General features: G+C 71.7%; 21 protein-coding genes. 11 read left to right on the top strand and 10 right to left on the bottom strand.

Going from position 1 to position 23,817, the window contains the following annotated elements:
* Positions 1-110 precede the first annotated feature (110 nt).
* The 4 genes from Adu01nite_RS07505 to Adu01nite_RS07490 all read left to right on the top strand — a co-directional run bounded on the left by Adu01nite_RS07505 (position 111) and on the right by Adu01nite_RS07490 (position 5,383).
* The gene (locus tag Adu01nite_RS07505) at positions 111-1,859 is read left to right on the top strand and encodes a M28 family peptidase (RefSeq protein WP_203725791.1); all 1,749 of its coding nucleotides are present in this window, start codon (positions 111-113) and stop codon (positions 1,857-1,859) included.
* A gap of 138 nt (positions 1,860-1,997) precedes the next feature.
* Positions 1,998-2,606 carry a hypothetical protein gene (locus tag Adu01nite_RS07500; RefSeq protein WP_203725790.1) on the top strand — a complete coding sequence of 203 codons (609 nt, stop codon included), beginning with the start codon at positions 1,998-2,000 and terminating at the stop codon, positions 2,604-2,606.
* 147 nt (positions 2,607-2,753) lie between these two features.
* Entirely contained in the window at positions 2,754-3,809 is a 1,056-nt protein-coding gene (locus tag Adu01nite_RS07495; RefSeq protein WP_203725789.1) for a S1 family peptidase, read from the top strand.
* Between the two features lie 95 nt (positions 3,810-3,904).
* Positions 3,905-5,383, top strand: coding sequence for a sialate O-acetylesterase (locus Adu01nite_RS07490; protein WP_203725788.1), 1,479 nt, complete (start codon positions 3,905-3,907; stop codon positions 5,381-5,383).
* Here the strand turns inward: Adu01nite_RS07490 and Adu01nite_RS07485 are convergent.
* From Adu01nite_RS07485 to Adu01nite_RS07460, 6 genes are read right to left on the bottom strand one after another with little or no spacing between them, the layout of a single operon-like run.
* A complete protein-coding gene (locus Adu01nite_RS07485) occupies positions 5,356-6,675 on the bottom strand; it encodes an acyltransferase family protein (protein WP_203725787.1) in 1,320 nt (439 codons plus the stop codon). The genes Adu01nite_RS07490 and Adu01nite_RS07485 overlap by 28 nt on opposite strands.
* Before the next feature lie 22 nt (positions 6,676-6,697).
* Positions 6,698-8,608, bottom strand: coding sequence for an acetoacetate--CoA ligase (locus tag Adu01nite_RS07480; RefSeq protein WP_203725786.1), 1,911 nt, complete (start codon positions 8,606-8,608; stop codon positions 6,698-6,700).
* Positions 8,605-10,074, bottom strand: coding sequence for a bifunctional 3-(3-hydroxy-phenyl)propionate/3-hydroxycinnamic acid hydroxylase (locus Adu01nite_RS07475; RefSeq protein WP_203725785.1), 1,470 nt, complete (start codon positions 10,072-10,074; stop codon positions 8,605-8,607). The genes Adu01nite_RS07480 and Adu01nite_RS07475 overlap by 4 nt, the downstream gene beginning before the upstream one ends.
* Positions 10,074-11,015, bottom strand: coding sequence for a fumarylacetoacetate hydrolase family protein (locus Adu01nite_RS07470; RefSeq protein ID WP_203725784.1), 942 nt, complete (start codon positions 11,013-11,015; stop codon positions 10,074-10,076). Before Adu01nite_RS07470 ends, Adu01nite_RS07475 begins: the two co-directional genes overlap by 1 nt.
* Positions 11,012-12,136, bottom strand: a complete 1,125-nt coding sequence (locus tag Adu01nite_RS07465) for a VOC family protein (RefSeq protein ID WP_203725783.1) — start codon at positions 12,134-12,136, stop codon at positions 11,012-11,014. The genes Adu01nite_RS07470 and Adu01nite_RS07465 overlap by 4 nt, the downstream gene beginning before the upstream one ends.
* Positions 12,133-12,906 carry an alpha/beta fold hydrolase gene (locus Adu01nite_RS07460; protein ID WP_239132212.1) on the bottom strand — a complete coding sequence of 258 codons (774 nt, stop codon included), beginning with the start codon at positions 12,904-12,906 and terminating at the stop codon, positions 12,133-12,135. Before Adu01nite_RS07460 ends, Adu01nite_RS07465 begins: the two co-directional genes overlap by 4 nt.
* Before the next feature lie 131 nt (positions 12,907-13,037).
* On the opposite strand from Adu01nite_RS07460, the gene Adu01nite_RS07455 reads away from it, so the two are divergent.
* Together Adu01nite_RS07455 and Adu01nite_RS07450 are read left to right on the top strand one after the other, a co-directional pair.
* Positions 13,038-13,694 (top strand): GntR family transcriptional regulator, encoded by a 657-nt coding sequence (locus Adu01nite_RS07455; RefSeq protein ID WP_203725782.1) that lies wholly within the window; start codon positions 13,038-13,040, stop codon positions 13,692-13,694.
* Positions 13,695-13,782: 88 nt separating this feature from the next.
* A complete protein-coding gene (locus tag Adu01nite_RS07450; RefSeq protein WP_203725781.1) occupies positions 13,783-14,730 on the top strand; it encodes an amidohydrolase family protein in 948 nt (315 codons plus the stop codon).
* On the opposite strand, the gene Adu01nite_RS07445 is transcribed toward Adu01nite_RS07450, so the two are convergent.
* Positions 14,718-15,248, bottom strand: a complete 531-nt coding sequence (locus Adu01nite_RS07445) for a PadR family transcriptional regulator (RefSeq protein WP_203725780.1) — start codon at positions 15,246-15,248, stop codon at positions 14,718-14,720. The two genes, Adu01nite_RS07450 and Adu01nite_RS07445, sit on opposite strands and share 13 nt — an antisense overlap.
* A gap of 86 nt (positions 15,249-15,334) precedes the next feature.
* On the opposite strand from Adu01nite_RS07445, the gene Adu01nite_RS07440 reads away from it, so the two are divergent.
* The 4 genes from Adu01nite_RS07440 to Adu01nite_RS07425 all read left to right on the top strand — a co-directional run bounded on the left by Adu01nite_RS07440 (position 15,335) and on the right by Adu01nite_RS07425 (position 19,842).
* A complete protein-coding gene (locus tag Adu01nite_RS07440; RefSeq protein ID WP_203725779.1) occupies positions 15,335-16,663 on the top strand; it encodes an MATE family efflux transporter in 1,329 nt (442 codons plus the stop codon).
* 780 nt (positions 16,664-17,443) lie between these two features.
* Entirely contained in the window at positions 17,444-18,043 is a 600-nt protein-coding gene (locus Adu01nite_RS07435) for a QsdR family transcriptional regulator (protein ID WP_203725778.1), read from the top strand.
* 116 nt (positions 18,044-18,159) lie between these two features.
* Positions 18,160-19,041: an alpha/beta hydrolase family protein gene (locus Adu01nite_RS07430; protein WP_203725777.1), complete on the top strand. Its 882-nt coding sequence runs from the start codon at positions 18,160-18,162 to the stop codon at positions 19,039-19,041.
* A 36-nt stretch (positions 19,042-19,077) separates the two neighbouring features.
* Positions 19,078-19,842, top strand: coding sequence for a hypothetical protein (locus tag Adu01nite_RS07425; protein ID WP_203725776.1), 765 nt, complete (start codon positions 19,078-19,080; stop codon positions 19,840-19,842).
* A gap of 31 nt (positions 19,843-19,873) precedes the next feature.
* Here Adu01nite_RS07425 and Adu01nite_RS07420 read toward each other — a convergent pair whose 3' ends face one another.
* A complete protein-coding gene (locus Adu01nite_RS07420; protein ID WP_203725775.1) occupies positions 19,874-20,683 on the bottom strand; it encodes a hypothetical protein in 810 nt (269 codons plus the stop codon).
* A 203-nt stretch (positions 20,684-20,886) separates the two neighbouring features.
* The gene (locus Adu01nite_RS07415) at positions 20,887-21,792 is read right to left on the bottom strand and encodes an NADP-dependent oxidoreductase (protein WP_203725774.1); all 906 of its coding nucleotides are present in this window, start codon (positions 21,790-21,792) and stop codon (positions 20,887-20,889) included.
* Between the two features lie 99 nt (positions 21,793-21,891).
* Between Adu01nite_RS07415 and Adu01nite_RS07410 the strand changes: the two genes are divergently transcribed.
* Positions 21,892-22,902 carry a hypothetical protein gene (locus Adu01nite_RS07410; protein ID WP_203725773.1) on the top strand — a complete coding sequence of 337 codons (1,011 nt, stop codon included), beginning with the start codon at positions 21,892-21,894 and terminating at the stop codon, positions 22,900-22,902.
* 22 nt (positions 22,903-22,924) lie between these two features.
* Here the strand turns inward: Adu01nite_RS07410 and Adu01nite_RS07405 are convergent, their stop codons facing one another.
* Positions 22,925-23,650: a cutinase family protein gene (locus tag Adu01nite_RS07405; RefSeq protein ID WP_239132211.1), complete on the bottom strand. Its 726-nt coding sequence runs from the start codon at positions 23,648-23,650 to the stop codon at positions 22,925-22,927.
* Positions 23,651-23,817 lie beyond the last annotated feature (167 nt).

Raw genomic sequence — 23,817 nt, 5'->3', positions numbered from 1 at the left:
CGACGGAGCCGGCGAGCTGATCAATATAGATGTTTCGATATCTTGTGCCGGGTGTCATCTTCCTGTTCTCCTACGGCCAGCCGTGAATCGGCCTCGACCTAGGAGCCCCCATGAGATTCAGAACGGTGACGGCAGGACCTGCCCTAGCTGTTTTCGTCGCGGCGGCGGTGGCGTTCAGCGCCCTGCCGGCGGCGGCCTCGACCGGCACACCCGTGTCGGCGGCAGCGCCCACCCTGCTGGCCGCGCCCACCGTCAGTGTCGCCAACGTCCAGGCCCACCTGCAGCAGCTGCAGACCATCGCCACCAGCAACGGTGGTAACCGGGCCACCGGCACGGCGGGGCACACCGCGACGACGACATACCTGCAGCAGAAGCTGACCGCGGCCGGTTACACCGTCACCGTGCAGACCTGCACCACGTGCACCGGGGGCTCCGCGAAGAACATCATCGCCGACTGGCCGGGCGGCGACACCAGCAACACCTACATGTTCGGTGCCCACTCCGACAGCGTGTCGGCCGGGCCGGGCATCAACGACGACGGTTCCGGTACGGCGTCGCTGCTCGAGGCCGCGCTGCAGTTCGCGGCGAGCAACCCGACCATGACCAACCACCTGCGGCTCGGCTGGTGGGCCGGCGAGGAGCAGGGGCTGATCGGCTCCAAGTTCTACGTCAACTCGCTCACCACGGCGCAGAAGACCGCGATCAAGGCGTACGGCACGTTCGACATGATCGCCTCCACCAACGGCGGCTACTTCGTGACCGGCACCGACGCCGTCGCGGTGAAGCTGCGGGAGTACTTCACGTCGATCAGCGTCGCCACCGAGACGTCGACCGAGTGCTGCAGCGACGACGGTTCGTTCCGCAACGCCGGCATCCCGTCGTCGATCAACTCGACCGGCGCCAGCTACACCAAGACCAGCGCCCAGGTGGCCAAGTGGGGCGGCACCGCCGGCGCGGCCTACGACCCGTGCTACCACAAGGCCTGCGACTCGTACCCGTCGAACATCAACGTCACCTCGCTGGGCCGCTGGGCCAACGCCGAGGAGTACGCCCTCTGGACGCTCACCACCAGCGGCACCAGCACACCGGTCAACGACTTCTCGGTGGCGCTGAGCCCGAGCACGGGCTCGGTGACCGCCGGCTCCTCGGCCACCGCCACGGTGAGCACCGCCACCACCTCCGGCAGCGCGCAGACCGTGGCGCTGACCAGCTCCGGCGCGCCCTCCGGCGTCACGGTGAGCTTCAGCCCGGCGTCGGTCACCTCCGGCGGATCGTCGACGGTGACGATCGCGACCACCGCGGCCGCGGCGGCCGGTTCGTACACCATCACGGTGACCGGAACCGGCTCGGCGACCCACACCGCGTCGTACACGCTGACGGTCAACGGGACCGGCGGCGGCTGCACCGGCGCCGGCCAGAAGCTCGCCGACCCCGGCTTCGAGAACGCCACCACCTCGTGGACCGGTTCGTCCGGGGTCGTCGGCGCGAACACCGGTGACGGCGCGCCGCGGACCGGCACCCGCAACGCGTGGCTCGACGGCTACGGCTCGACCCACACCGACACCCTGTCCCAGTCGGTGACCCTGCCGTCCGGGTGCACCTCGTACGCGCTGTCCTTCTACCTGAAGATCAGCACGTCGGAGACGACCACCACGAGCCAGTACGACAAGCTGACCGTGCAGGTCGGCACCACCACGCTGCAGGTGTTCTCCAACCTCAACGCGAGCGCGTACACCCTGCGCTCCTACAGCCTGGCCGCCTTCGCCGGGCAGACCGTCACCCTGAAGTTCACCGGGGTCGAGGACTCCTCGCTGAAGACGTCCTTCGTCATCGACGACACCGCGCTCACCGTCAGCTGACCGCAACCGGCCGATGCCGCAGGGTGAACCCCTGCGGCATTGCGCCGTTTCTGTCGCGTTACGGTTTGGCCTTTCCGCTGGTGAGGCCGCCCGAAGCGCCGATCCTGTGAGCCCGCTTCGGCGCACAGGATCGTCGGCATGAAGCACGCGTACGACCCTGCCCGTAAGCCGGCCCCGGCTGAGAGCGAGCGCCAGCCGGTCGTGAAGCTCGCGCTGGTCACCGTCTTCGGGCTCGTCGCCGCGATCCTCGGGCTCGGCTCCATCGTCTATTACTTCACCGCCGGCGGGGATGCCGCGGAGCAGGCGCCCGTCGCTGCGGCCGCCGAGGACGACCCGGCGGCGGCCGAGGAGGCCCAGGCCGAGGACGAGTCCGTGCCCGGGCTGCCGGCCGACACGACGACCGAGGCCGTGGCCGTGCCAGGCGCCACCACGAGCCCGGCCGCTGCCGCCACCACGAAGGCGAGCGTCACCGCCGGCGCCTTCTGCGCTCCGGCCGGCGCCAAGGGCACGACCTCGACCGGCCTGGCCATGGTGTGCACCCGCAAGAACGGCGAGAGCGTCCCGCGGTGGCGGGCCGTCGCGACGCCGACGACCGCCCCGGCCACCAAGGCGCCGACGACCAAGCCGACCACGAAGCCGACGACCAAACCCACCACCGCGCCGACCACCAAGCCCACGACCGCGCCGACGACGGCACCGACCACCGCGCCGACGACCGACCCCACGACGGCGCCGCCGGCCGCCTGAGGTCGCTGTGCGGGCTTCCTTCCTCCGCGTACTTAATCTTCGCCTTTGAGAAATTCGCGGGTCTTGTCATCATATCGACAAACGTGAATGATTCTCTGAGGTGCCGGTGACCCCAGCCCCGGCCCCTCACCCCCCCCGGAGGAAGCAATGCTCAACCGGAAACTGCGCCGGCCGATCGCCGGCCTGGCCGCCTGCGTGCTCGCGGGCACCGCGTTCGCCGTGTCGTCACCCGCCTCGGCGGCCGTGCCCACCGGCGCGGACCCCTCGTTCGCCACGTCCGCGCTGGCCACCCGGCTCGACACCCAGTTCGGCGCCAAGGACGCCGGGTCCTACATCGACGCCGCCGGCAAGGTCGTCGTCAACGTGACCGACGCCGCCACCGCCGCCTCGGTCACCGCCGCCGGCGCCACCCCGCGCTACGTGGCCCACAGCGGTGCCGAGCTCGCCGCCGCCGACAGTGCCCTGAAGGCCGGCCTCAAGACGCCGGGCACCGCGTTCGCCGTCGACCCGGTCAGCAACAAGGTCGTGGTCAGCGTCGACAGCACGGTCACCGGCGCCACGCTCGCCGCGGTCAAGGCCACCGTCGCCCAGCTCGGCGACAGGGCCAGTCTCGAGACCGTGCCCGGCACGCTGTCGCCCCGGATCTCCGGCGGCGACGCCATCTACGGCGGGGCCTACCGCTGCTCGCTCGGCTTCAACGTGAAGAACAGCGCCGGTGCGTACTACTTCCTGACCGCCGGGCACTGCACCCAGGTGGCCTCGACCTGGTACAGCAACTCCGCCAAGACCACCCTGCTGGGCAGCAACTACGTCTCCAGCTTCCCCGGCAACGACTACGGCATCGTCAAGTATTCGACCAGCACCACGGTCACCATCAGCGGCGCGGTCGGCTCCCAGGACATCACCTCGGCCGCCACCCCGGCCGTCGGTGCGTCCGTCTCCCGCCGCGGCTCCACCACCGGCATCCACACCGGGTCGGTCACCCAGCTGAACGCCACGGTCAACTACTCCGAGGGCACCGTCTCCGGCCTGATCCGGACCACCGTCTGTGCCGAGTCGGGCGACAGTGGCGGCTCGCTCTACTCCGGCACGACGGCCCTCGGCCTGACCTCCGGCGGAAGTGGCAACTGCACCTCCGGCGGCGTCACGTACTTCCAGCCGGTCACCGAGCCGCTGAACGCGTACGGCCTGTCGGTCTTCTGATCCTCTTCAACCCGGCGCGCCGACCCCTTGAAGGGGCCGGCGCGCCTTTTCTTATCCTTGATCGCCGAGCACCCGAACTACGAAAGGTCTTCACCATGCGTTCCCTGCGCACCACGGTGGCATTCGTGGTGCTCATGGCGTGTGTCGCGGTCATCTCGAGCGCTGCCACCCCGTCGTCGGACGCCGCGGCCGGGCCGGCCCTCACGCTGAGCCGGTCACCGGGCGCCCACGCGCTGTATCCCCGCGACCCCGCCACCAACAGGGCAACGGTGGCCGTCGCCGGAACCGCCGCCGGTGCGGCCGACTCGTTCCGGGCCGACCTCACCAGGGACTCCGACGGTGCACTCATCTCGTCGGTTGCCGCGGGCGGCCCGTCGTTCTCGCTCAGCCTGCAGTTGCCAGCCGGTCTGGAGAGCTACACCGTCTCCCTCTACGTGATCGCGGGCCGCACCGCCACGCTCCACGCGAGCTGGCCCGACCTCGTCGCCGGGGACGCCTTCGTCGTCAGCGGGCAGTCCAACGCCGCGGCGGCCAAGCGGTTCGACCGCGATCCCCGAAACCCGGCGGACACCTCGAACTCGAGTGCGCCGGACCGGTCCCGCTGGATCCGCACGTTCGGCTCCAGCACCGACGACCCGGCCGGGTCGGCCGCGGACGGCGGTTGGCGGCAGGCCGACGGGGACGCCTATCAGGCCCCCGGCGCGGTCGGGCAGTACGCCCTGCGGCTGGGCCGGCGGATCGTCGATACCTACGGCATCCCGGTCGCCCTGCTGAACGGCGCCCACGACGCCCAGCCGATCGGGTTCTTCCAGCGCGACGACGCCGACCCGCGCGATCCGGACACCAACTACGGCCGGCTGCTCGACCGTGCCGCCCGGGCCGGCTTGCAGGACCGGATCCGCGGAATCCTTTGGTATCAGGGGGAATCCGACAACGAGGACGCCGTTGCGCAGAGCACGGGTTTCGCCCGGCTCCTGGCGGGCTGGCGGACGGACTACACCGGCGCCGAGCACATCTATGTCCACCAGATCCGCAACGGATGCCTGTCCTGGTTCCGCAAATTGCTGCCCGCCTACGCGGAACGAGAGGCGCAGCGACGGTATGCGGACACCCTGGGCGTGACCGTGCTGTCCACCAACGGCATCGACGGGCAGGGGCCGGACCGCTGCCATTACTACTACGCCGGTGGCTACGCGACGCTGGCCGATCACGACTTCCTCGCGATCGCCCGGGACTACTACGGCGGCAGCCCGGTCGCCACCGAGGCCCCGAACCCGCGCGCGGCGTGGTTCGCCAACCCGGCCCGCACCGAGATCACCATCGCGTTGCGCAACGCCACCGACGCGATCCGCGCCGACCCCGGTGTGGCGAAGAACTTCCTGGTCAACGACCGCCGGGTCGGGATGACGGTGACCGCCCGGCCCGGATTCCTCACCCTGCACCTGAAGAAACCGGTCGCCGCGCTGGTGGTGAACGTCAGCTACGTCGGCCACCCCGGCGCCGGCCCGTGGGTCGCCAACGCCAACCGGATCGGCCTGCTCAGCTTCTACCGGCTGCCGGTCGGCGTCGTCTGACGCCGGGACCGGTCCGGGCCGAGGCGCTCGTCGAGATAACGCTGGAAGCGCCGGCCGAGCGCCTGCCCCGGCTGCTCGACGAACCGGTAGGTCAGCCAGGCCGCGCCGAAGGTGAGCACGGCGAACACGATCCCGACCTTGGCCTGGACCAGGGGAGTCGGGTGGGGTTCGCCGACCAGGCGGCCGGCGACCATCAGCGCGGCATAGTGCATGAGGTACACCGAGTAGCTGATCGCGCCGAGCCAGGTGAGCAGGGCCGGGACCCTCCGGTGCCGCAGCGCGAAACCGAGCGCGAAGGTGCCGGCGACCAGCCCGGTGATCAGCGTCCACCGGACCAGGTCGAATCGGTCGCCGGAGTCGACCCAGGGGCTGACGGCCGAGGCGACGAACACGGCGCCGAGCGCGGCGAAGCCACCGGCGCGGTTGATCTGCCCGTGCTGGAGCCGGTAGATGACCGTGCCGGCGAACATGATGCTGAGCATCACCACCGCCTGCCAGGAGGCGACCGAGGTGCTCCATCGGGTGGTGTGCGCGTTGAACAGCGGCAGCATGACGAAGCCGAGACCGAGGACGCCCGCGACCGCGACCAGCGCCCGCCGGCCGTTGAGGTAGGCGATCAGGCTGAAACCCATCACCAGGACCAGGACGGCGGCGGTCAGGCGGCGGTCGGCGGCGGTGGCGCCGAAGAGCGCGTCGGGCAGCGCCGGGCCGCCGAGCAGGGCGATCAGCGCGAGCCCGGCCGCCCACCAGGCGCTGAGCCGGTGCAGCCCCCAGACGAACAGACCGGCCACGACCAGGTAGAACACCATCTCGAAGGACAGGGTCCAGAACGGCCAGAGCAGTCCGCGTACGCCCACGAACTCCTGCAGCATCGTGACGTGGCCGAGCGTCCCGGCGACGGTCTGCTCCCGCAGGGCCGGCGGCAGGTCCATCAGGCCGGCCTGGACGAGCACCAGGGCCACCACGACGGTGGCCAGGAAGGCCGGGTAGATCCGGAACAGCCGGCCCACCCAGAATTTGCGCGGCGAGCCGTGCCGCTCCAGCGACATCGGAATGACGTAGCCGCTGACCAGGAAGAACAGCATCACGCCGTACCGGCCGAGGTCGACGTAGTGGTGGATGCTGAAGTGCAGGTGGCCGATCACCGACGGGGATATGTGGTACCACGCCACCACCAGTGCGGCGAACCCGCGCAGGGCATCCAGCCAGGCCATCCGTGGTGCCGGGGCGGTGCCGGGGGCGGCCGGTGCAACGGCTTCGGCGCTACGCAGCGGGGGATTCGTAATGGTCATCGCGGCGCCGACCATACCGTTGCTATGAAACGGCTGTCCATCCGCTGTCGATCTCCCATGAGAGATCTTTGTAGAAGTCGAGCAGCGCCGGGTTGTCGACGGCGTCGCGGGCCAGGGCCTGCTCGATCGTCGCGCCCTGGAGCAGCCGTTTGATCGGCACCTCCAGCTTCTTGCCGGTGCGGGTGTGCGGGATGGCGGGCACCGCGATGATCGTGTCCGGCACGTGCCGGGGCGAGGCCTGGGTGCGGATGGCCGTGTTGATCCGGTCCTTGAGCGCCTCGTCGAGGACCGCGCCCTCCGCGAGCACCACGAACAGCGGCATCCAATAGCCGCCGCCGCTCAACTCCGCCCCGATCACCAGGGCCTCGGCGACCTCGGGCAGTCTCTCCACGACCGCGTACAGGTCGGCGCTGCCGAGCCGTACGCCGTTGCGGTTGAGCGTGGAGTCGGAGCGCCCCGACACCACGACGCTGCCGCGTTCGGTCATCGTCATCCAGTCGCCGTGCCGCCATACCCCGGGATAACGATCGAAGTAGGCCGCCCGGTACCGGCTGCCGTCCGGGTCGTTCCACAGCCCGACTGGCATCGACGGCATCGGCCGGGTGACGACCAGCTCGCCGACCTCACCCACGACCGGTTTCCCGTCCTCGTCCCAGGCGGCCAGGGCCACGCCGAGCAGCGGGGCGGAGATCTCGCCGGGCCAGATCGGCGTGGTCGGTGCGCTGCCGGCGAAGCCGCTGACCACATCGGTGCCGCCGGTGGTGGAGACCAGTCGCACGTCCGGCCCGACGTGCGCCGCCGACCAGGCGTAGCAGGCGGCCGGCAGCGGGGCGCCGGTGCTGCCGATCAGCCGCAGCGCGTCCAGCCCGAGGGCGGCCGGTTCGACGCCGGCCTTGGCGCAGGCGAGCAGGTGGCCGGGGCTGGTGCCGAGCACCGCGACGCCGAGGCCGGCGGCCAGCCGCCACAGCCGGGTGGCGTCGGGGACCATCGGGCTGCCGTCGTAGAGCACCACGGTCGCGCCGACGAGCAGGCCGGAGACGGCGAGGTTCCACATCATCCAGTTCGTCGTGGTGTACCAGAGGAACCGGTCGCCGGCCCGCAGGTCGGTGTGCAGGCCGAGCAGCTTGAGATGCTCCAGCAGGACGCCGCCGTGGCCGTGCACGATGCCCTTCGGCACGCCGGTGGTGCCCGAGGAGAACAGCACCCACAGCGGGGTGGAGAACTCGACCCGGGTGAAGCTCAGCGGCGCGGGCGTCGCGATCGCCTCGGCCCACGGCACCGTGCCCGGGTCGCCGGTCGTGCCGATGTGGTCGGCCAGCACCACCGCCCGCAGGGTCGGCAGCAGGTCGCGCAGGCCGGCGACCTCGGCCCGGCGGTCGTGCACCCGGCCGTTGAAGTGGTAGCCGTCCGCCGTGACCAGAACAACCGGTTCCAGCTGGGCGAACTTCGCCGCCGCACCCTCGGCGCCGTAGTCCTGCCCGCAGGCCGACCAGATCGCGCCCAGGCTCGCCGTGGCGAGGAAGGCGACCACCGCCGGTGCGGCGTTCGGCAGGTATCCGACGACGCGGTCGCCCTCGCCGACGCCCTGCCGGCGCAGCCAGCCGGCGAACGCGGCCACCTGGGACCGCAACTCGTCCCAGGTCATCGGGGTGACGTGGCCGTCCTCGGTGACCGCGAGCAGCGCGATCCCGTCCCGGTCGCGCAGCGCGTGCTCGGCGTAGTTGAGGCGCGCGCCGGGGAACCAGCGGGCGCCCGGCATCGGCTGGTCGTCGAGCACCCGCTCGTACCCGGCGTCGGATCTGATCTTAAAAAACTCCCAGACCGTGGCCCAGAAGCCGGCGAGGTCATCGACCGACCATTCGTGCAGCTCGCGGTAGCCGGGCATCGATTTCCCGGTCCGCGCCTCGGCGAGCTGGGCGAACGACGTGATCATGCGGTGCGTCCGAACGTGGCGAGGGCCGGGGCGAGCGCGGCGGTCGAGCGGCCGACGGCGTGCACGGTGCGGTCGGGGCGGATCAGCGCCCAGGACGCATCAAGATCTTCAAGCCAAACCCCCAGCTGGTGTACGGGGTCAACGAGCACCCGGTGCACGCGATCCGGAAGGTCGGTGCCGGTGATGGCCACGACGGCGAATCCGGGCCCCAGAAGGCGGTCGACGAGGTCGGGGCCGACGCGCACCAAGGGCAGCAGCGTGCCGCGGGCCTTTCCGGCCAGTCGCTTGTCGACCAGCGGGCCTTCGAGCCGGGGTGAGGTGGCGTCGAGGACCTTGGCGGCGACGCCCGGTACGTGCCGGACCACGGCCAGGATCGCGCGCCGGGCCACGGCAGCCGCCGCCCCGCCGCCGGTCATCGCCCGCCCGAGAATGACGGCGAGCCGGATGAGCGTCTCGGCGTGCGGCCGGCGTTCGGCCTGGTAGCTGTCCAGCAGGGTGGCGGAGGCGTGGCCGTCGATGACGGCGGCGAGCTTCCACGCCAGGTTCATGGCGTCGCGCAGGCCCGCACACATGCCCTGGCCGATGAACGGCGGTGTCAGGTGCGCGGCGTCGCCGGCGATGAGGATGCGCCGGTCCCGCCAGGTGTCGGCGATGCCGGCGCGGAAGGTGTACTCGGTGGCGCGCAGGATCTCCAGCTGGTCGTCGGGGACGGCGCCGGCCCAGGGGTCGATGAGCACGCGCAGCTCCGCCAGGCCGGCGAAGTCGTCGGGGCTCTCGTCGTCGTGGAGGCGGATCTCGAAGCGGTACCGGTCGGGTCCGATCCGCATGTAGGTCGACGCGCGTCGCGGGTCGCAGACCTGGTGGACGCCGTCCCAGGCGCCGAACTCGGCCGGCGAGCGCACGTCGACGACGAGCCACCGCTGTTCGAAGCCGAGCGGCCGCTGGGTGGCGCCGATGACCCGGCGGACCAGGCTGTTGGCGCCGTCGCAGCCCACCGCGTACTTCGCGGTGACCTGGTCGGTGGACGATCCGCGGATGGTGGCCGTGACCTGGCCGGCGTCCTGGGTCAACTCGGTGACCTCGGCGCCGCTGAGCAGGGTTACCGCGGGCCACTCGGCCAGGTTCTTCCGGAGCAGCTTCTCCAGCTCGGGCTGGTCGAAGAGGTTGGCCTCGGGCAGTCCGGCCGGGGTCTCCGCGTCCCGTTCGAAGCGGGCCAGCACCCGGTGGCGGGCGTCGACCAGCTGAAGCCCGCGGGTCGCGCGGCTGACCTCGGCGAACGCGTCGCCGACCCCGACCTCGTGCAGGATCCGGAACACCTCGCCGTCCAGGTGCACCGCCCGGGGCAGCGGATAGAGGTCGGCGTGGCGTTCGACGACGCAGACGCTGCGGCCCTGCCGGGCGAGCAGGGTCGCCAGCGTCAGGCCGGTCGGGCCGGCGCCGACGACGAGGACGTCGAACGGGTCCATCACTTCGCCCGGACGACGGTGGTCTGCGTACCGAGGTCCAGCCCGCGCCGCGGCAGGGTGATCGACGCCGAGACGACGTCGCCGTCCTGCAGGTAGCGGAGGTTGGTGGCCTGCCGCTTGAAGAAGATCTCCAGGCGCCGGGCCGGGGAGAGCAGGCCGGCGAGCCGGTTCACCAGCGGCGGCGGGGCCTTGAGCGCGGTGCCGCCGGGCGTGCCGGTCAGCAGCAGGTCGCCGGCGTCCATGGTCTGGAACCGGGCCAGCGCGGTGAGCGCCGCGGCCGGCTTGACGATCATGTCGGCCACGGTGCTGTCCTGGCGTTTCTCCCCGTTGACCGACAGCGTCAGGCGAACCTCGTCGAGCGCGGCGAGGTCGTCGGCGTCGACCAGCGTCAGGTAGGGACCGACCGGGGTGAACGTCGGATACGACTTCGCCTCGTAGAACTGCGTCTTGGTCAGCTGCACGTCGCGGGCGCTGACGTCGTTGGTGACGACCAGCCCGGCGACGTAGCGGGCGAGGTCGCCGGGGTTGACGACGGTGCCGATGGTGAGTGGCCCCGCGAACACGAGGCCGAGTTCGACCTCGTAGTCGAGGAACTTCACGTGCGAAGGCCGGACGATGTCGTCGCCCGGCCCGCTGACCGATCCCGACGCCTTGCGGAAGAACGCGGCCGGCACCCGATCCGGGTCGAACCCGGAGTCCACGGCGTGCGTGCGGTAGTTGACCATCTGCGCCACCACTCGCGCCGGGGTGGTGACCGGCGAGAGCAGCACCTCGGCATCCGCGAACGGGCCGTCCGGGTCGGGGGAGGCGGCGGCCGCCTCGACGGCGGCGCGGTCGGCCAGCAACTCGCGGGTCGTGGCGGCCGATGTAGCGATCCGGGTCAGGCGGCCCTTCGCCTCGACCCACCACCCACTGGCCGTACGAGCAATGTTGACGCTCATGCACTCATCGCTTTCATCAAGGCGCGGGCGACGTCGAGGTCGAACTCGTTGCCGCCGTCGGCCAGTGCCGTTATCAGGGCCCTGGCCAGGGCGGGGCTCGGTTTGCTGCCGAGGAAGTCGCGGCTCACCGGCGGTCCCCACTGGGACAGGCCGCTGGCGTTCATGGTGGCCCAGCCCGGCTCGACGGTGCAGTCGAAGACGTCGCCGTCGGCGTAGTGCTCGAACATCATCCGGTCCGGATCGTGCCAGTAGTCGAAGATCTGGCTGCCCTGGATGTGCCGGCCGATACCCCAGACGCGCCGGTAGCCCCGATCGCGCAGGAACTCCCCGCCGATCGCCACCTCGTCCAGGTCGGTGAGCTGGTAGGCGGAGTGGACGTAGCCGTTGCGCATGCCCAGATGCATGGCGAGGGTGTGGTGGTCGGACGGCACCGAGCCCAGATCGCAGCGGATGAAGGCCATCGTCGGCCCGCGGTCGCGCAGGCCGTCCAGGTAGAGGAAGTCCGAGACGATCATGCCGAGGTTCTCCAGGTACCAGTCGAGCGTGGCGCGGAACCGGGTGGTTTCCAGGACGACGTGGCCGAGCTTCTGCACCTGCGCCGGCCCCGCCGGCGTCCGCTGGGTCGCGTTGACCCGCACCGGCTCGGCGCCGAAGTTGAACTCATGGTGGGCCCGTTCCGGCACCGCCGCCAGCGGGGCGAGCCCGGCCACCACCTGGACCGGGAGCCCGCTGGGATCACGCAGCCGCACGGCGGTGCCGCCGGCCGTCGCCGTGGCGGTGCCGCCGGTCCTGCGGGCGAGCCGCTCGACGTCGGCAACCGACTCGGCGAGGAAGACGGGGCCGACGAACCCCGGCCGGGGGCCGCGGCGGATCACCAGGCACGGCGCGGCCGACCAGGTGCCACGAAGCTTGAGTACGTCGGGGGAGCGCTCGGCCACCTGAAAGCCGAAGTCGGTCGCGAACTTCTCCGCCCGGTCGAGGTCGGGTTTGACGAACTCCAGCCAGGCGAGCGCCACCACCTTGATCACTGGTTCCTTGGCGCGCCCCGGGTGTTCGTGGCGCCGGCCGCCGAGCTCGCTGTGCAGGCCGCGATGGGTGTCTACCGTCCGGTCCGCGGTCATCGGAAGAAACCCTCCAGGGCCGTGACGAACTGCTGCGGCTGGGCCAGGTTGACCACGCCGACGTTCGCCTCGATGAAGTCCTTGTTGACCTGGATCCAGAAGGGCAGGAAGTCGCGCACGTTCTGGTCCACCGCGGTGGCGCAGCTCGCGAAGTCGCGGTAGGCGATCGTCTTCTTGATCCGCGGGTATTCCGAGGCGAACAGCGGCGGGTCCTCCAGCAGCACCGACCGGACCTGCTGGGGCCGGTTGGCGGCGAGCCACGCGGTCAGCAGTCCGCCCGAGGAGTTGCCGGTCACGAAGGCCGGCTGCCCGATCTTCGCCTGCAGGAAGGCGGCGAGGTCGGTGCCGATCCGGTTCGCGGTCATCGCGTACCCGGCCGGGGTGATGGTGTTGCCGTGGCCCTGGTAGTCGACGACGAAGACATGGAACTTCTTCGCCAGCTCCGGCAGCACCCGGCTGTAGCCGAACCAGTCGAGCTGCTGGGCGTGCAGAAGAACCAGCGGCGGCCCGTTGTCGGGACCCTCGACATAGCTGACGTTGACCTGGTTGACGGTCGCCGACCTGGTGACGTAGCCGGCCGCGCGGACCCTGGCCTGCCAGGGATCGGCGATGATCCCCATCGTCGCGATCAGCTGGCTGCCACCGGCGGTGGGACGGGGGATCAGCCCCAGGTCCGGGGCCGTTGCGAATCCGCCGACGGTCCCGATGGCGGCCAGGCCCGCGCCGAGGGTCAGCAGCTGTCGCCGACTCAGTGGAGTTGGTGTGTTCACGTCGCAACCTCCTCGGGGGGTGAACCGAACCCGAGGCTGACACAGGGCTCGCCGGCGAAGCAACAGATTTTCGAAATTATTTAGAAACATCGAGAAGAGCAAGAATTTCGAGTTTCGGGTACGGTGCACCGGTGACCATCGACGCCAGCACCCGCAGCAACGCGGTGTTCGACCAGCTCCGGGCCGACCTGCTCGCCGGCCTGTTCGAGCCCGGTTCCAAGCTCAAGCTCGCCGTGCTCGGCACGCGCTACACGGCCAGCCTGTCGGTCGTGCGCGAGGCGCTGAGCCGGCTCGCCGAGCAGGGCCTGGTCGTCGCGCACCCGCAGCGCGGCTTCAGCGTGGTCGCGCTCAGCGTCGCGGACCTGACCGATCTGACCAGCACCCGCATCGATGTCGAGACGCTCGCCGCCCGGCGCTCGGTCGAGCGCGGCGACCTCGCGTGGGAGGCCGCGCTGGTGGCCGCCCACCACACCCTGGCCCGCACCCCGCTGGGCGAGGACTGGATCCGCGCCCACCAGGCCTTCCACCAGGCGCTCGTGGCGGGCTGCGGCAGTCCCCGGCTCGAGGCCATCGCCAACGGGCTGCGCGACGCCGGCGAGCTCTACCGGATCTGGTCCCGCTCGATCGCCCACGACGACGACCGCGACATCGCCGGCGAGCACGCCCGCTTGCTGGCGCTGGCCGTGGCCCGCGACGCCGACGGGGTGGCCGTCGCGCTGGCCGCGCACATCCAGCACACCACCGACGCGCTGCTCCGCTACGCCGCCCTGGCGGCGATCGACAACTGACTTCCGGAGGACAGATGGACCGCAGAAGCATGCTGCGCGCCACGGCGGCCGGGCTCCCGGCCGCCGCGGCCGCGCCGGGTGGCCGGCGATGAGCCGCATCGACATGCACGCGCACGTCATCCCGGACTTCTACCGGGCCGCCGCCGCGGCCGCCGGGCACGGCCACCCCGACGGCATGCCGGCGATCCCGCCCTGGAGCGCCGGCGCGGCACTGGCGACGATGGACGGACTGGACATCACGACCGCGCTGCTCTCGATCTCCTCGCCGGGCGTGCACTTCGGCGACGATGCGGCCGCGCGCGAGCTCGCCCGCGCGGTCAACCGGTTCGGGGCCGGCCTGGTCGCCGACCACCCGGGCCGGTTCGCGGTGCTTGCCGCGCTCCCGCTGCCCGACGTCGCCGGCACGATCGACGAGATCACCTTCGCGTACGACGAGCTCGGCCTCGACGGCGTGGTCCTGGAGACGAATTCCGGCGGCGTGTACCCGGGCGATCCGGCGTTCGAGCCGGTCTGGGACGCCCTCGACGAACGCTCCGCGCTGGTGGTCCTGCACCCGACGTCGCCACCCGGCTGGGAGCTGGTGGCCCGCGGCCGCCCCCGCCCGATGCTGGAGTTCCCGGTCGACACCGCCCGTGCCGTCACCGACCTGCTCCTGACCGGAACCCTGCAACGGCACCCCCGGGTCACGATCGTCGTCCCGCACGGCGGCGGCGTCCTGGCGTCGGCCGCCGATCGGATCGCCACGTTCGCGGCGGCCCTGCCCGAGGCCCAGGGCATCGACGTCCGGTCCCAGCTGCGGCGGCTCTACTTCGACCTGGCCGGAATGCCGCTGCCGCACCAGCTCCCGTCGCTGCTGGCCCTGGCCGGCCCCGACCGCCTGCTCTACGGCAGCGACTGGCCGTTCACCCCCGAGCCGCTGGCGAAGCACCTGGCCGCCGCCCTCGACCGCACCCCGCTGCTCAACACCGAGGCCCAGCACGCGATGCGCTCCGGCAACGCCGCCGGCCTGCTGCCCCGGCCGGCTCAGGACGCTTGACCCAGATCTGCCAGCGTCTCCTCCAGCCAGGCCCGTTCCGCCAGTTGGGTCGCCCGTGCCATGACCAGCATTCCCCGGCGGTAACGGTCCTGTTCGTCCCTGATCCGTACCGGCGCGCCGGACCGCTGGAAGAAGCTCGCCGGGCGGGTGAGGAAGTCCAGCCGGCGCTGCAGCACGGCGGCCTGCTGTCCCGGGTCGGGGACGAGGCTGAGGAAGGCGAGCAGCGTGAAGAACGAGCCGCCGTCGGTTATCTCGGCCTCCTTCGGAGTGGTGAGCCGGCGCAGCAATTCGGCGTTGCCCTCGTCGGTGATCGTGAGGATCTGCCGGGGTGGGGCGCTGTCGCCCGGTTCGGAGCGGCGTTCGACCAGGCCGGACCGGTGCATCCGCTGCAGTGCGGGGTAGAGCGCACCGTCGCTCACCGGGCGGTTGTGTCCGATCAGGTCGGAGACATGGCGGCGCAACTCGTAGGCGTGCAGCGGCCGCTCCGCGAGGAAGCCGAGGATCGCGAGGGTCAGCACGGTGCGCCTCCGAACGATGGCAATGGTGTTGTCGAAGTCTGACTACCTCGAATAGAGTCACTCTAATCGAGGTAGCCGGAGGAGTCGTGTCCAGCATCGTGGAAAGCCGCCGGGCGTTGCTCGGCCTCACCGTCCCGGTCTACTGCGAACTGCTCTCCGGTGTCGTGGCCGGCATCATCGACACCGCCTGGGTGGCGCGACTCGGCGAGGCCGCGGTCGGCGCCGTTGCGGTGGCGAGCACGCTGGAGAACGTTCTGCTCGGCGTCATCCTGATGGTCAACATCGGGACGACGGTGCTCATCGCGGACGCGCTGGGCGGCGGCCGGCGGGGCGAACTCGCGGTCGCGGTCCGCGCCGCCGCGAGTCTCTGGCTGGTCATCACCCCGATCGTCGCGGCCGGTGGATTCCTGCTCCGTGACGAGGTGGCCGGGCTGTTGGTGGGCGGCGACGGCGAAGTGCACCGGCTCGCGGTCGCGTTCTTCGCGATCTCGCTCCCGGGGGTGGCGGTCTTCTACGCGCAGAACGTCATCGACGGCATCTTCAAAGGTACGGGCGACACGCGTACGCCGATGCGGATGGCCATCCTGGCGAACGGCTGCATCCTGGTGCTCGACCCACTCCTGATCTACGGGATCGGGCCGCTGCCCGAGTTGGGCGTGCGCGGCGCGGCCCTCGGGATGCTTCTCGGCCGTGCGGTCGCCCTCGGTGTGGCCCTGACGCTGCTGCGGCGCCGGCTGATGACCGGAGCTCCGGCCGGCCCGGGCCTCGCCGCGGCCATGGCCCGAATCCTGGGCGTCGGCCTGCCCGCTTCCGGCGAATTCGTCCTGCGGATGGGAATCGGTGCCACCCTGATCGGCATCGTCGCCCGATTCGGTGCGGAGCCACTTGCCGCGTACGGCATCGGCACCAAGGTCATCCTCTTCGTCACGATGGCCTTCTATGCGTTTCGCCAGGCCGGCGGCATCATGGTGGCCCGTGCCCGCGGCTCCGGTGGGAACGAGGACCGGCTCATCGGGCAGCAGAGTCGGCTGCTGGCCACCGTCACCGGGGCCGTCGCCGGGCTGCTGCTCGCGGTCAGCGGCCGGGCCGTCCTGGGCGTCTTCTCCAGCGACCCGGCAGTCCTGGATTCGGGTGCGACGCTGTTCTGGTATTTGTGGCCGTACCTGATCCTGCTCGCGGGTGTCATCGCGCTGGGCGGCGTCTTCATGGGTGGCGGGCAGACGCGCTCGCTGCTCGCCGTCACCGTGTTCGGTGCATGTGTGCAGATCCCGTCCGCGTACGCCCTGAGCTCGGTGCCCGTCCTCGGCGTGCAGGGTGTGTGGCTGTCGATGGTGATCGGCACGGGTGCGCAGTACGCCGTCACACACATCCTGTTCCGCCGGACGCACGACGAATCACGACAGGCGGGCCGATGACCACATCTGCCACCCGACCCGCCGGCGTTGAACGCGATCGTCGCGGCGTCCAGCACCGCCTCGATCACCGCGACCTGGGCGGCCGAGGTGTCCTGGTAGGCCAGGGTGAAGTCGGCCTCGGCGCCGCTGTCCTGGGCGACCTCGAGCCGGACGGCCGCGTGCCGCAGCAGGGCGTCCGCGGTCAGCCGGCGTGCGTGCAGGAGGCCGACGACCGCCAGCACCTCCGGGTCCTGGGCGGCGACCGGCGTCCGCGCGTGCAGGCTGGTCCGGGTGCGGCTCCGGACGATCGCCACGGTCTCCGCCTCGATGCTGCGGGCGATCCCGGCCAGGTTGGCCAGATGCACGATCTGACGAACGAGTCGAGCCCGCGCAGCGACTCCCGCTGCCGGCCGACGTGGTCGAGCCGGCCCTGCCTGCACCCTTCGGCGATGTCAGCTTGCGGAGGACTGCTCAAGGACGCCGGTGAGGACCTGGCCCACGTCGTGCGGCATCGGCCAGTTCGAGCGCGGACGGCTCGGGTGGCAGCTCGGCGAGGCCCGTCAGGGCGTCGAGGAAAGCGTCCCAAAGTCGTCGCACGGCCGCGCCCAGCATCCGGTCACCGCTCATGCCGCGATCGTAAACCTCCAGATCCCATAGGGGAAGTATGAATAGCGCCGAGCGTCCCCCTTCTTGGCATTTGTGCTGGCCAACCGGCTGTTCAGCGCTGCAAAACGGCTGACGCGCGGAATCGGCGGGCACCTTACGTTGGGTTGATCTTGTTGACCAGCGCATGGAGGTGTCATGCCGGAGGACCTGCCTCCCGCCGAACTCAGGTCCGCGACCGAGGGCGTGCGCCGTGTCGTCGCGCCCAAGGAGGTACTGCGGGCCGCGGCCATGCACTTCCTTCAGCACGCCGGGCTGGACATGGATCTGCTCGCCGCCGAGCTGAGCATCAGCCGGGCCACCCTCTACCGGGTGGCCGGCAGTCGCGATGAGCTGCTCGCCGAGGCGTTCTGGGCGATCGACCGGAAATTGTTCGCCGACGCCGCCGCGGAAAATCCGCCGAACGACGTGGAAAGCGTCCTCGAGTTGACCCGCACCTTCGCGGAATGGCTGGCCGGGCCCAGCCCTCTGCGGCTGTTCTTCCAGACCGAACCGGAGACCGCCACCCGGCTTTTCATCTCACCGGTGCACGGCGTGTACCGGCGGTCGGTGTATGCGCAGCGGGACATCTTCGTGGCCGCCGGGGTGCTGCCCGGCCTGTCGCCGGACGAGCTGCTGGCCAGGTCGGCGGTGTACGTGCGGATCGTCGAGTCGGTTCTTTTCGGTGACCTGATCGGGCCGATCGCGGTCAGCTTCGCGGTGGTCGAACCGGCATTGCGGAGCCTGCTGAACGACTGAGTCAATGGGCCGAAAGGACGCTGAGACCGCAATCTCACGATCGCGCCTATTCGTTGTTCCTGTGCAATTCCTGGGTGAGTATCGAAATCTCGATTTCACACCTGAGGGGCGAAACAATGAAACTCTTCCGTGCCCGAAATATGGTCGCCGCGCTCGCCGCGGTCGCGCTGACCGCGGCCGGCGTGACCCTGGTGCCGGACGCGAACGCGGCCACGACGTCCTACCAGCGTGGCCCGGCGCCGACCACCGCGAGCATCCAGGCCACCAGCGGCCCGTTCGCCACCTCGCAGACCAATGTCTCCCGGCTCGCGGTCTCCGGCTTCGGCGGCGGCGACATCTACTACCCGACCAGCACCGCCAGTGGTACCTTCGGGGCGGTCGCGATCGCCCCCGGCTACACCGCGATGCGCAGCAGCATGGCCTGGCTGGCCCCGCGGATCGCCTCGCAGGGCTTCGTGGTGTTCAACATCGACACGCTGACCACCTCGGACCAGCCGGCCACCCGCGGCACCGAGCTGCTCGCCGCGCTCGACTACCTGACCACCCGGAGCACCGTCCGGACCCGGATCGACATCACCCGGCTGGCCGTGATGGGGCACTCGATGGGCGGTGGCGGCACCCTCGAGGCGGCCAAGTCCCGGCCGTCGCTGCAGGCCGCGATCCCGCTGACGCCGTGGGACACGACCAAGAGCTTCGCCGGGCTGGCCGTCCCGACGCTGATCATCGGGGCGCAGGCGGACACCATCGCGCCGGTCGCCCAGCACGCCAAGCCGTTCTTCACCAGCCTGCCGGCCGGGCTCGACAAGGCGTACCTGGAGCTGGCCGGGGCCAGCCACTTCGCGCCGAACTCGTCGAACACCACGATCGCCGCGAACAGCATCGCCTGGCTGAAGCGCTTCGTCGACGACGACACCCGTTACGAGCAGTTCCTCTGCCCGGGCCCGGCGGTCAGCACCACGGTTTCGCAGTTCACCACCAACTGCCCGCACATCTCCTGACCGTCATGAAGGGGCGGCCGGGTCGTTGATCCGCTCGTGGATCTTCATCTCGGAATAGGGCGGCGCGCCGCGCCACCGGCATCGACGGCTCGGCTGTGGGGGTGCGCCCTCACGGTGCTGGCCGGCACGGCGGCTGCTCTGCTCGCCCTGCCGGCCAGCTGGACCGACTACGCCGCCGGCCATGACGGATCCGGGCCGGGGCCGGGCGAGCTGACGCCGTACCCGCCGATGTTGCCGGTCCTGATCGCCGTTCTTGCCGTTGCCGGGGTGGTCTGCGCTGTGCACGCGGCGGCGGCGCGCGTCGCGGCCGTGGTGGCCGGGCTCGCCGCGCTGCAGGTCGGCGGGATCGCCCTGGTCGCCCACCGCGACTGGTGGAACTTCGCCGGGGCGGACGGCGCCAGCTTCGAACGCGCCGCCGCCGGATCCCTGGTGGCGGCGGTGATGGGCGCGGTGGCGGCCACCGCGGTGGTGGTCAGTGTGCTGCTCTACCGCACCGGCCGTGGCGTGCAGTTGCCGCGGAAGGCCCAGGTCGCCGGCGGCATCATCGCCGGCGCGGCGATCGCCGTCGTGGTGCCGGTCCTGCTGTGCGCCCACTGGAACTACACGAGCGGCACGGCCGCCGGCCAGTTCGCGCTCTGGTGGTCGCTGCCGTGGGGAGCCGGCATGCTCGCGGCCGGAACGCTGCGGGACGGCGCCGCCCGGCACGCGGCGTTCATGACCGTGCTGGTCTCCGCGTTCCTGGCGCTGCTGAGCGTCATCGCTCCGGCCGTGCACGGCTTCGGCATCCGCCTGCCCGGCTGAGAGCACCGTTCCAGCAGGCGGAGTCCGCGCCTCACGACGGTTGTTCGGTGCCCGGGGAACCGGCCAGGATCGCCGCGGCGCCGACGACGGCGGCGATCGCGAGCGCCGCCGGCATCCGCCAGCCGGGCCGGATCTCGTCGCCGAGCAGGGGGATCGCCACCACCGCCGGGACGATCACCTCGACCCCCCACAGCAGCGCGGTGGTCGGGGCGACCGCCCCGCGCTTCAGGGCCACCGCGTAGGCCGCGGTGCCGGCCACCCCGGCGCTGATCACCACCCACAGCAGCGGTTCGGCCAGGGTGGCGATCAGCGGTGTGCGCTGCTGGACCATCCGCCCGGCCAGCGCGGTGGCCGAGTAGGCGAGTCCGGCCAGCCCCGCGAGCAGCAGGCCGCGCCGGTCGGTCCGCCCCGGCATCAGCACGGCCAGGCCGGCGAGCGCGGCGACGGCGAATCCGGCGACCGACAGCAGCGTCACCGCACCTCCGCCCGCGGGTGGGGCGGGCTGTTCCCGGCTGGACATGCCGACCACGGCCAGCGCGCTCACCATGACCACGATCGCCAGGTAGTCGCGCGGCCGGATCACGGCGTGCAGGACCAAGGGGGCCAGCAGCACGGTCAGCGCCAGGGAGCCGGCCAGCACCGCCTGCACGACGTACACCGCAAGCCCCTGCAGCGCCCACAGCGACAGCACCCAGGCGCCGGCGTCGGCGGCGAGACCGGCCAGATAGAGCGGGGACACCGCCAGCGCCAGCACCGTGCCCGGCCGGGTCGCGGCCATGGCTTGCAGGATCGATCCGCCGGCGTACGCGATGGCGGCCAGCACCGCGATCGCCAGGCTCATCCGGCGTCGGCCGGGTCGAACAGCCGGGACAGCATCATGGCGTAGCCCCGCTCCGGCTCTCCCGGGAGATCGGCGGCAGGACGGCGACCGCGCCGGACGCCGTCCGGCGCGTGCGATCCGGGCGCATCCGGCCGGTAAGTTCGCGTGACACCACCGCTCACCCTATCGGCGCAGCCGGTCGGGGCCGCCGCGGTATGCCGAGCTCAGCCCGTGGTCAGGACGAGCTTTCCGTGCAGGCCGCCGGTCAGCGCTCGCCGGTGTGCGTCGGCTGCCTCGGTCAGCGGCATCGTTGCCGCCACTCGGGTGCGCAGCCGGCCCGCGGCCACCTGGGCCACCAGGTCGGCCAGCAGGTCGCGGTCGAGGTGGATGAGTTGCAGCTCCTGGCGTATGCCGCGTGCCGGGTCGATCGGGGGCGTGGGCCGGGTGGTGACCACGACTCCGCCGTCCTCGACGGCGGCGGCCGGGCCGAGGGGGACCGCGTCGAACACCGCGGCCACCGGGCCGGCCGTCGCCGGATCGGTGGAGCGGGGGATGAACTCGTGGGCGCCGAGGTTGCGCACCCACTGTTCGTCCTCGGCGCCGGCCTGGGCCAGCACGTGGAGGCCGCGCTGGGCGGCCAGCTGGGTGACGAAGCCGCCGACGCCACCGCCGGCGCCGGTGACCAGGAGGCGGCCGGTCGTCGGCAGCAGGGCCAGGCCCTGGTGGGCGGTCTGGGCGTTGAGCGGCACGGTGGCCGCGGACGCGAAGTCGAGCTCGGCCGGCAGCGGCACCAGCCAGCCGGCGTCGGCCGCCACGAACTCGGCGTAGCCGCCGGGGGCGCCGCGCGTCCGGTACCACGGGATCATCCCGGCGACGCGGTCGCCGACCTGGAATTCCGCCGTGCCGGGGCCGGTCGCGGCCACCTCGCCGGCGATGTCCCAACCCGGCAGGAACGGCGGCGGCACCGGGCCGCCGGGGATCTGGCCGGTGGTGGCGGCCAGGTCGGCCGGGTGCACACACACCGCGCGGATCCGGACCAGCACCTGCCCGGGGCCCGCCTCGGGCTCGGGCAACTCCGTCACCCGCAGCACCTCAGGCCCACCGAGCGCGTTCGCGACGACAGCCAGCATCCGTCCACTATAGAGCGGGGCAGAAGTTGATCGATGGTTGTGGCTACCCTCGGGCCTCCGGAGACCCCTTCACCATCCACGCGCCGGGAGCTTAGTGACGTGAGCCTGGACATGGGCGTCGTCCCGTCCGGGGCCGAGCTGGGCAGGGCGGCCACGGTCGCCCTGCTCGGCCGGCTGTTCGGGGACGACGACGAGGACCTGACCGAGGGTGTCGCCAAGGGCGAGTTCGCCGAGCTCGTCTGGGAGGGCGAGCGGGCCAGCACGCAGTGGTCGGTCGCGGCTGGCCGGACCGGGGTGAGCGAGATCGTCGTCTCGGTCGCCGACGTGTACCCGAAACGACCGCCGGGCGTCTACCGGGCCGAGCTGGCCCGGGTGGTGGATCTGCTGCAGGAGCTGGCCAAGCGGCACGGCGCCGCGTTCGTGGTCGAGGAGCGGGACCTGACCGGGGCCTCGCTCAACGCGGTGCTCGACCTGATCGCGCCGGGCTCGATCGGGCCGCACGGCCCGGAGATCTACGAGGGGCCGCCGGGGGAGTCCGACGAGGACTATCTGCGGCGCTACCTGGCCGCCGGCGATCAGCGGACGGCCCGGCTGGCCGGCGCCCCGGTCGCGCTGGACTTCTCCCGGGCGAGCCTCGGCCCGCTCTGGGAGTGGGCGGTCGGCTTCCTTCAGCTGCGGGCCGGCGACGCGCCCGAGGACCGGATCGGCCTGGCGGACGGCTCGACGTTCCGGCGGCCGCGCGACGCTGACCTTCCGATGTGGTTCGGCCGCACCGCCATGCTGTCGCCGCATACCTGGTCGGACGAGTCGCTGCGGGTGCTCGACGCGGTCACGTGGTATCTGGCCGAGACCGTGCGGCGAGCGGCGCCGGGGGTCGACTGGCAGGTCGGCCGGAGCCGGCCGCGGAACGAGAACGAGGGCCAGCCGGTGCTGGTCGGGAGCACCGGGCGGCAGTACGAGCCGATCGGCGACGTGCTCTCCTGGCCTCTCGGGAGGGTCTACTACCTGCGCAAGCCGAATCCGGATCGGCCGAGCCCGCCGCCGGCCGGCACCGACCTGGCCGAGCGGTTCGACTTCGCGGTGCTGCGGACGACCGGGGCCGCGCCCTAGGCGCGGACCCCGGCCGTGGTGGTCAGCCGCCGACTTTTCCGGCGGCGAACTGGGCGCCCTGCCCGACCGTGCCGTTGCGCGGGTAGGCGAGGTGCGCCGCGAAGTTGTTGCCGTTGCCGCAGACCGGGTCGCCGGTGTTGCAGAACTCCTTCGCCCGTGCCCCGAACGTCGCGCTGGCCTGGGCGATGGTCTTGCGCTGCAGGCCGAGCGGGTTGCCGTAGACCACGACGGCGGCGACCCGCCCGGTGAGATCGGCCGGGATGGCCTGGCCGGCGGTGCCGACGCCCTTGATGCCCATGGCGATGTCGGTCACCGTGGCGCCCTGGGAGTAGCCGCCGATCACGAACTGCGTGTTGGGGCAGGCCTGCGCGACCTGCGTGATGTGCTGACTCATGTTGGTCGCGCCCGGTCCGGCGCTGGCCTGGTTGGACGCCGCCGCGTAGACGACGGCGAACGAGCCGACGGTCCGGCCCGGCAGTTCGGTGGCGAGCGCTCGTGCCAGCGGCTGTCCCACGATTCCCAGCCCCTGCGGCTCGCCGGTTCCCCGGGCGAACACAAGCTCCACGTCCGAACAGCCCGCGGCGTTCTGCCCGGCCCCGTTCCCGCCGGCCCCGTTCCCGCTCGCTCCGGCCGCCGCGCGCGCGTTCCGCAGCCGGTCGAGGAAAGATCCGCGGGTGTTTGTCGCCGCGAAGGCCTGAGGCGTCACGATCGCCCCGGCCACCACGACGGCGGCGCTGATTCCGATCATGGCGAGCCGCCGTGATCGACTTACCTTTGTCCTGCTCCTCGCGCGTCTTTTCGACATCCGAGTCGCCCCCTTCTCCGGCCGGATGGGTCCCGGCCTTCAGGGAGAGGTACGGCTGGGCGACTGAGACAGCCGTCTCACGATTGCCGGGAGGGCTGGAAGATGACGAC

The sequence above is a fragment of the Paractinoplanes durhamensis genome (assembly GCF_016862175.1).
Lineage (GTDB): Bacteria > Actinomycetota > Actinomycetes > Mycobacteriales > Micromonosporaceae > Actinoplanes > Actinoplanes durhamensis.
This window is presented reverse-complemented; position numbering and strand designations above follow the sequence as displayed.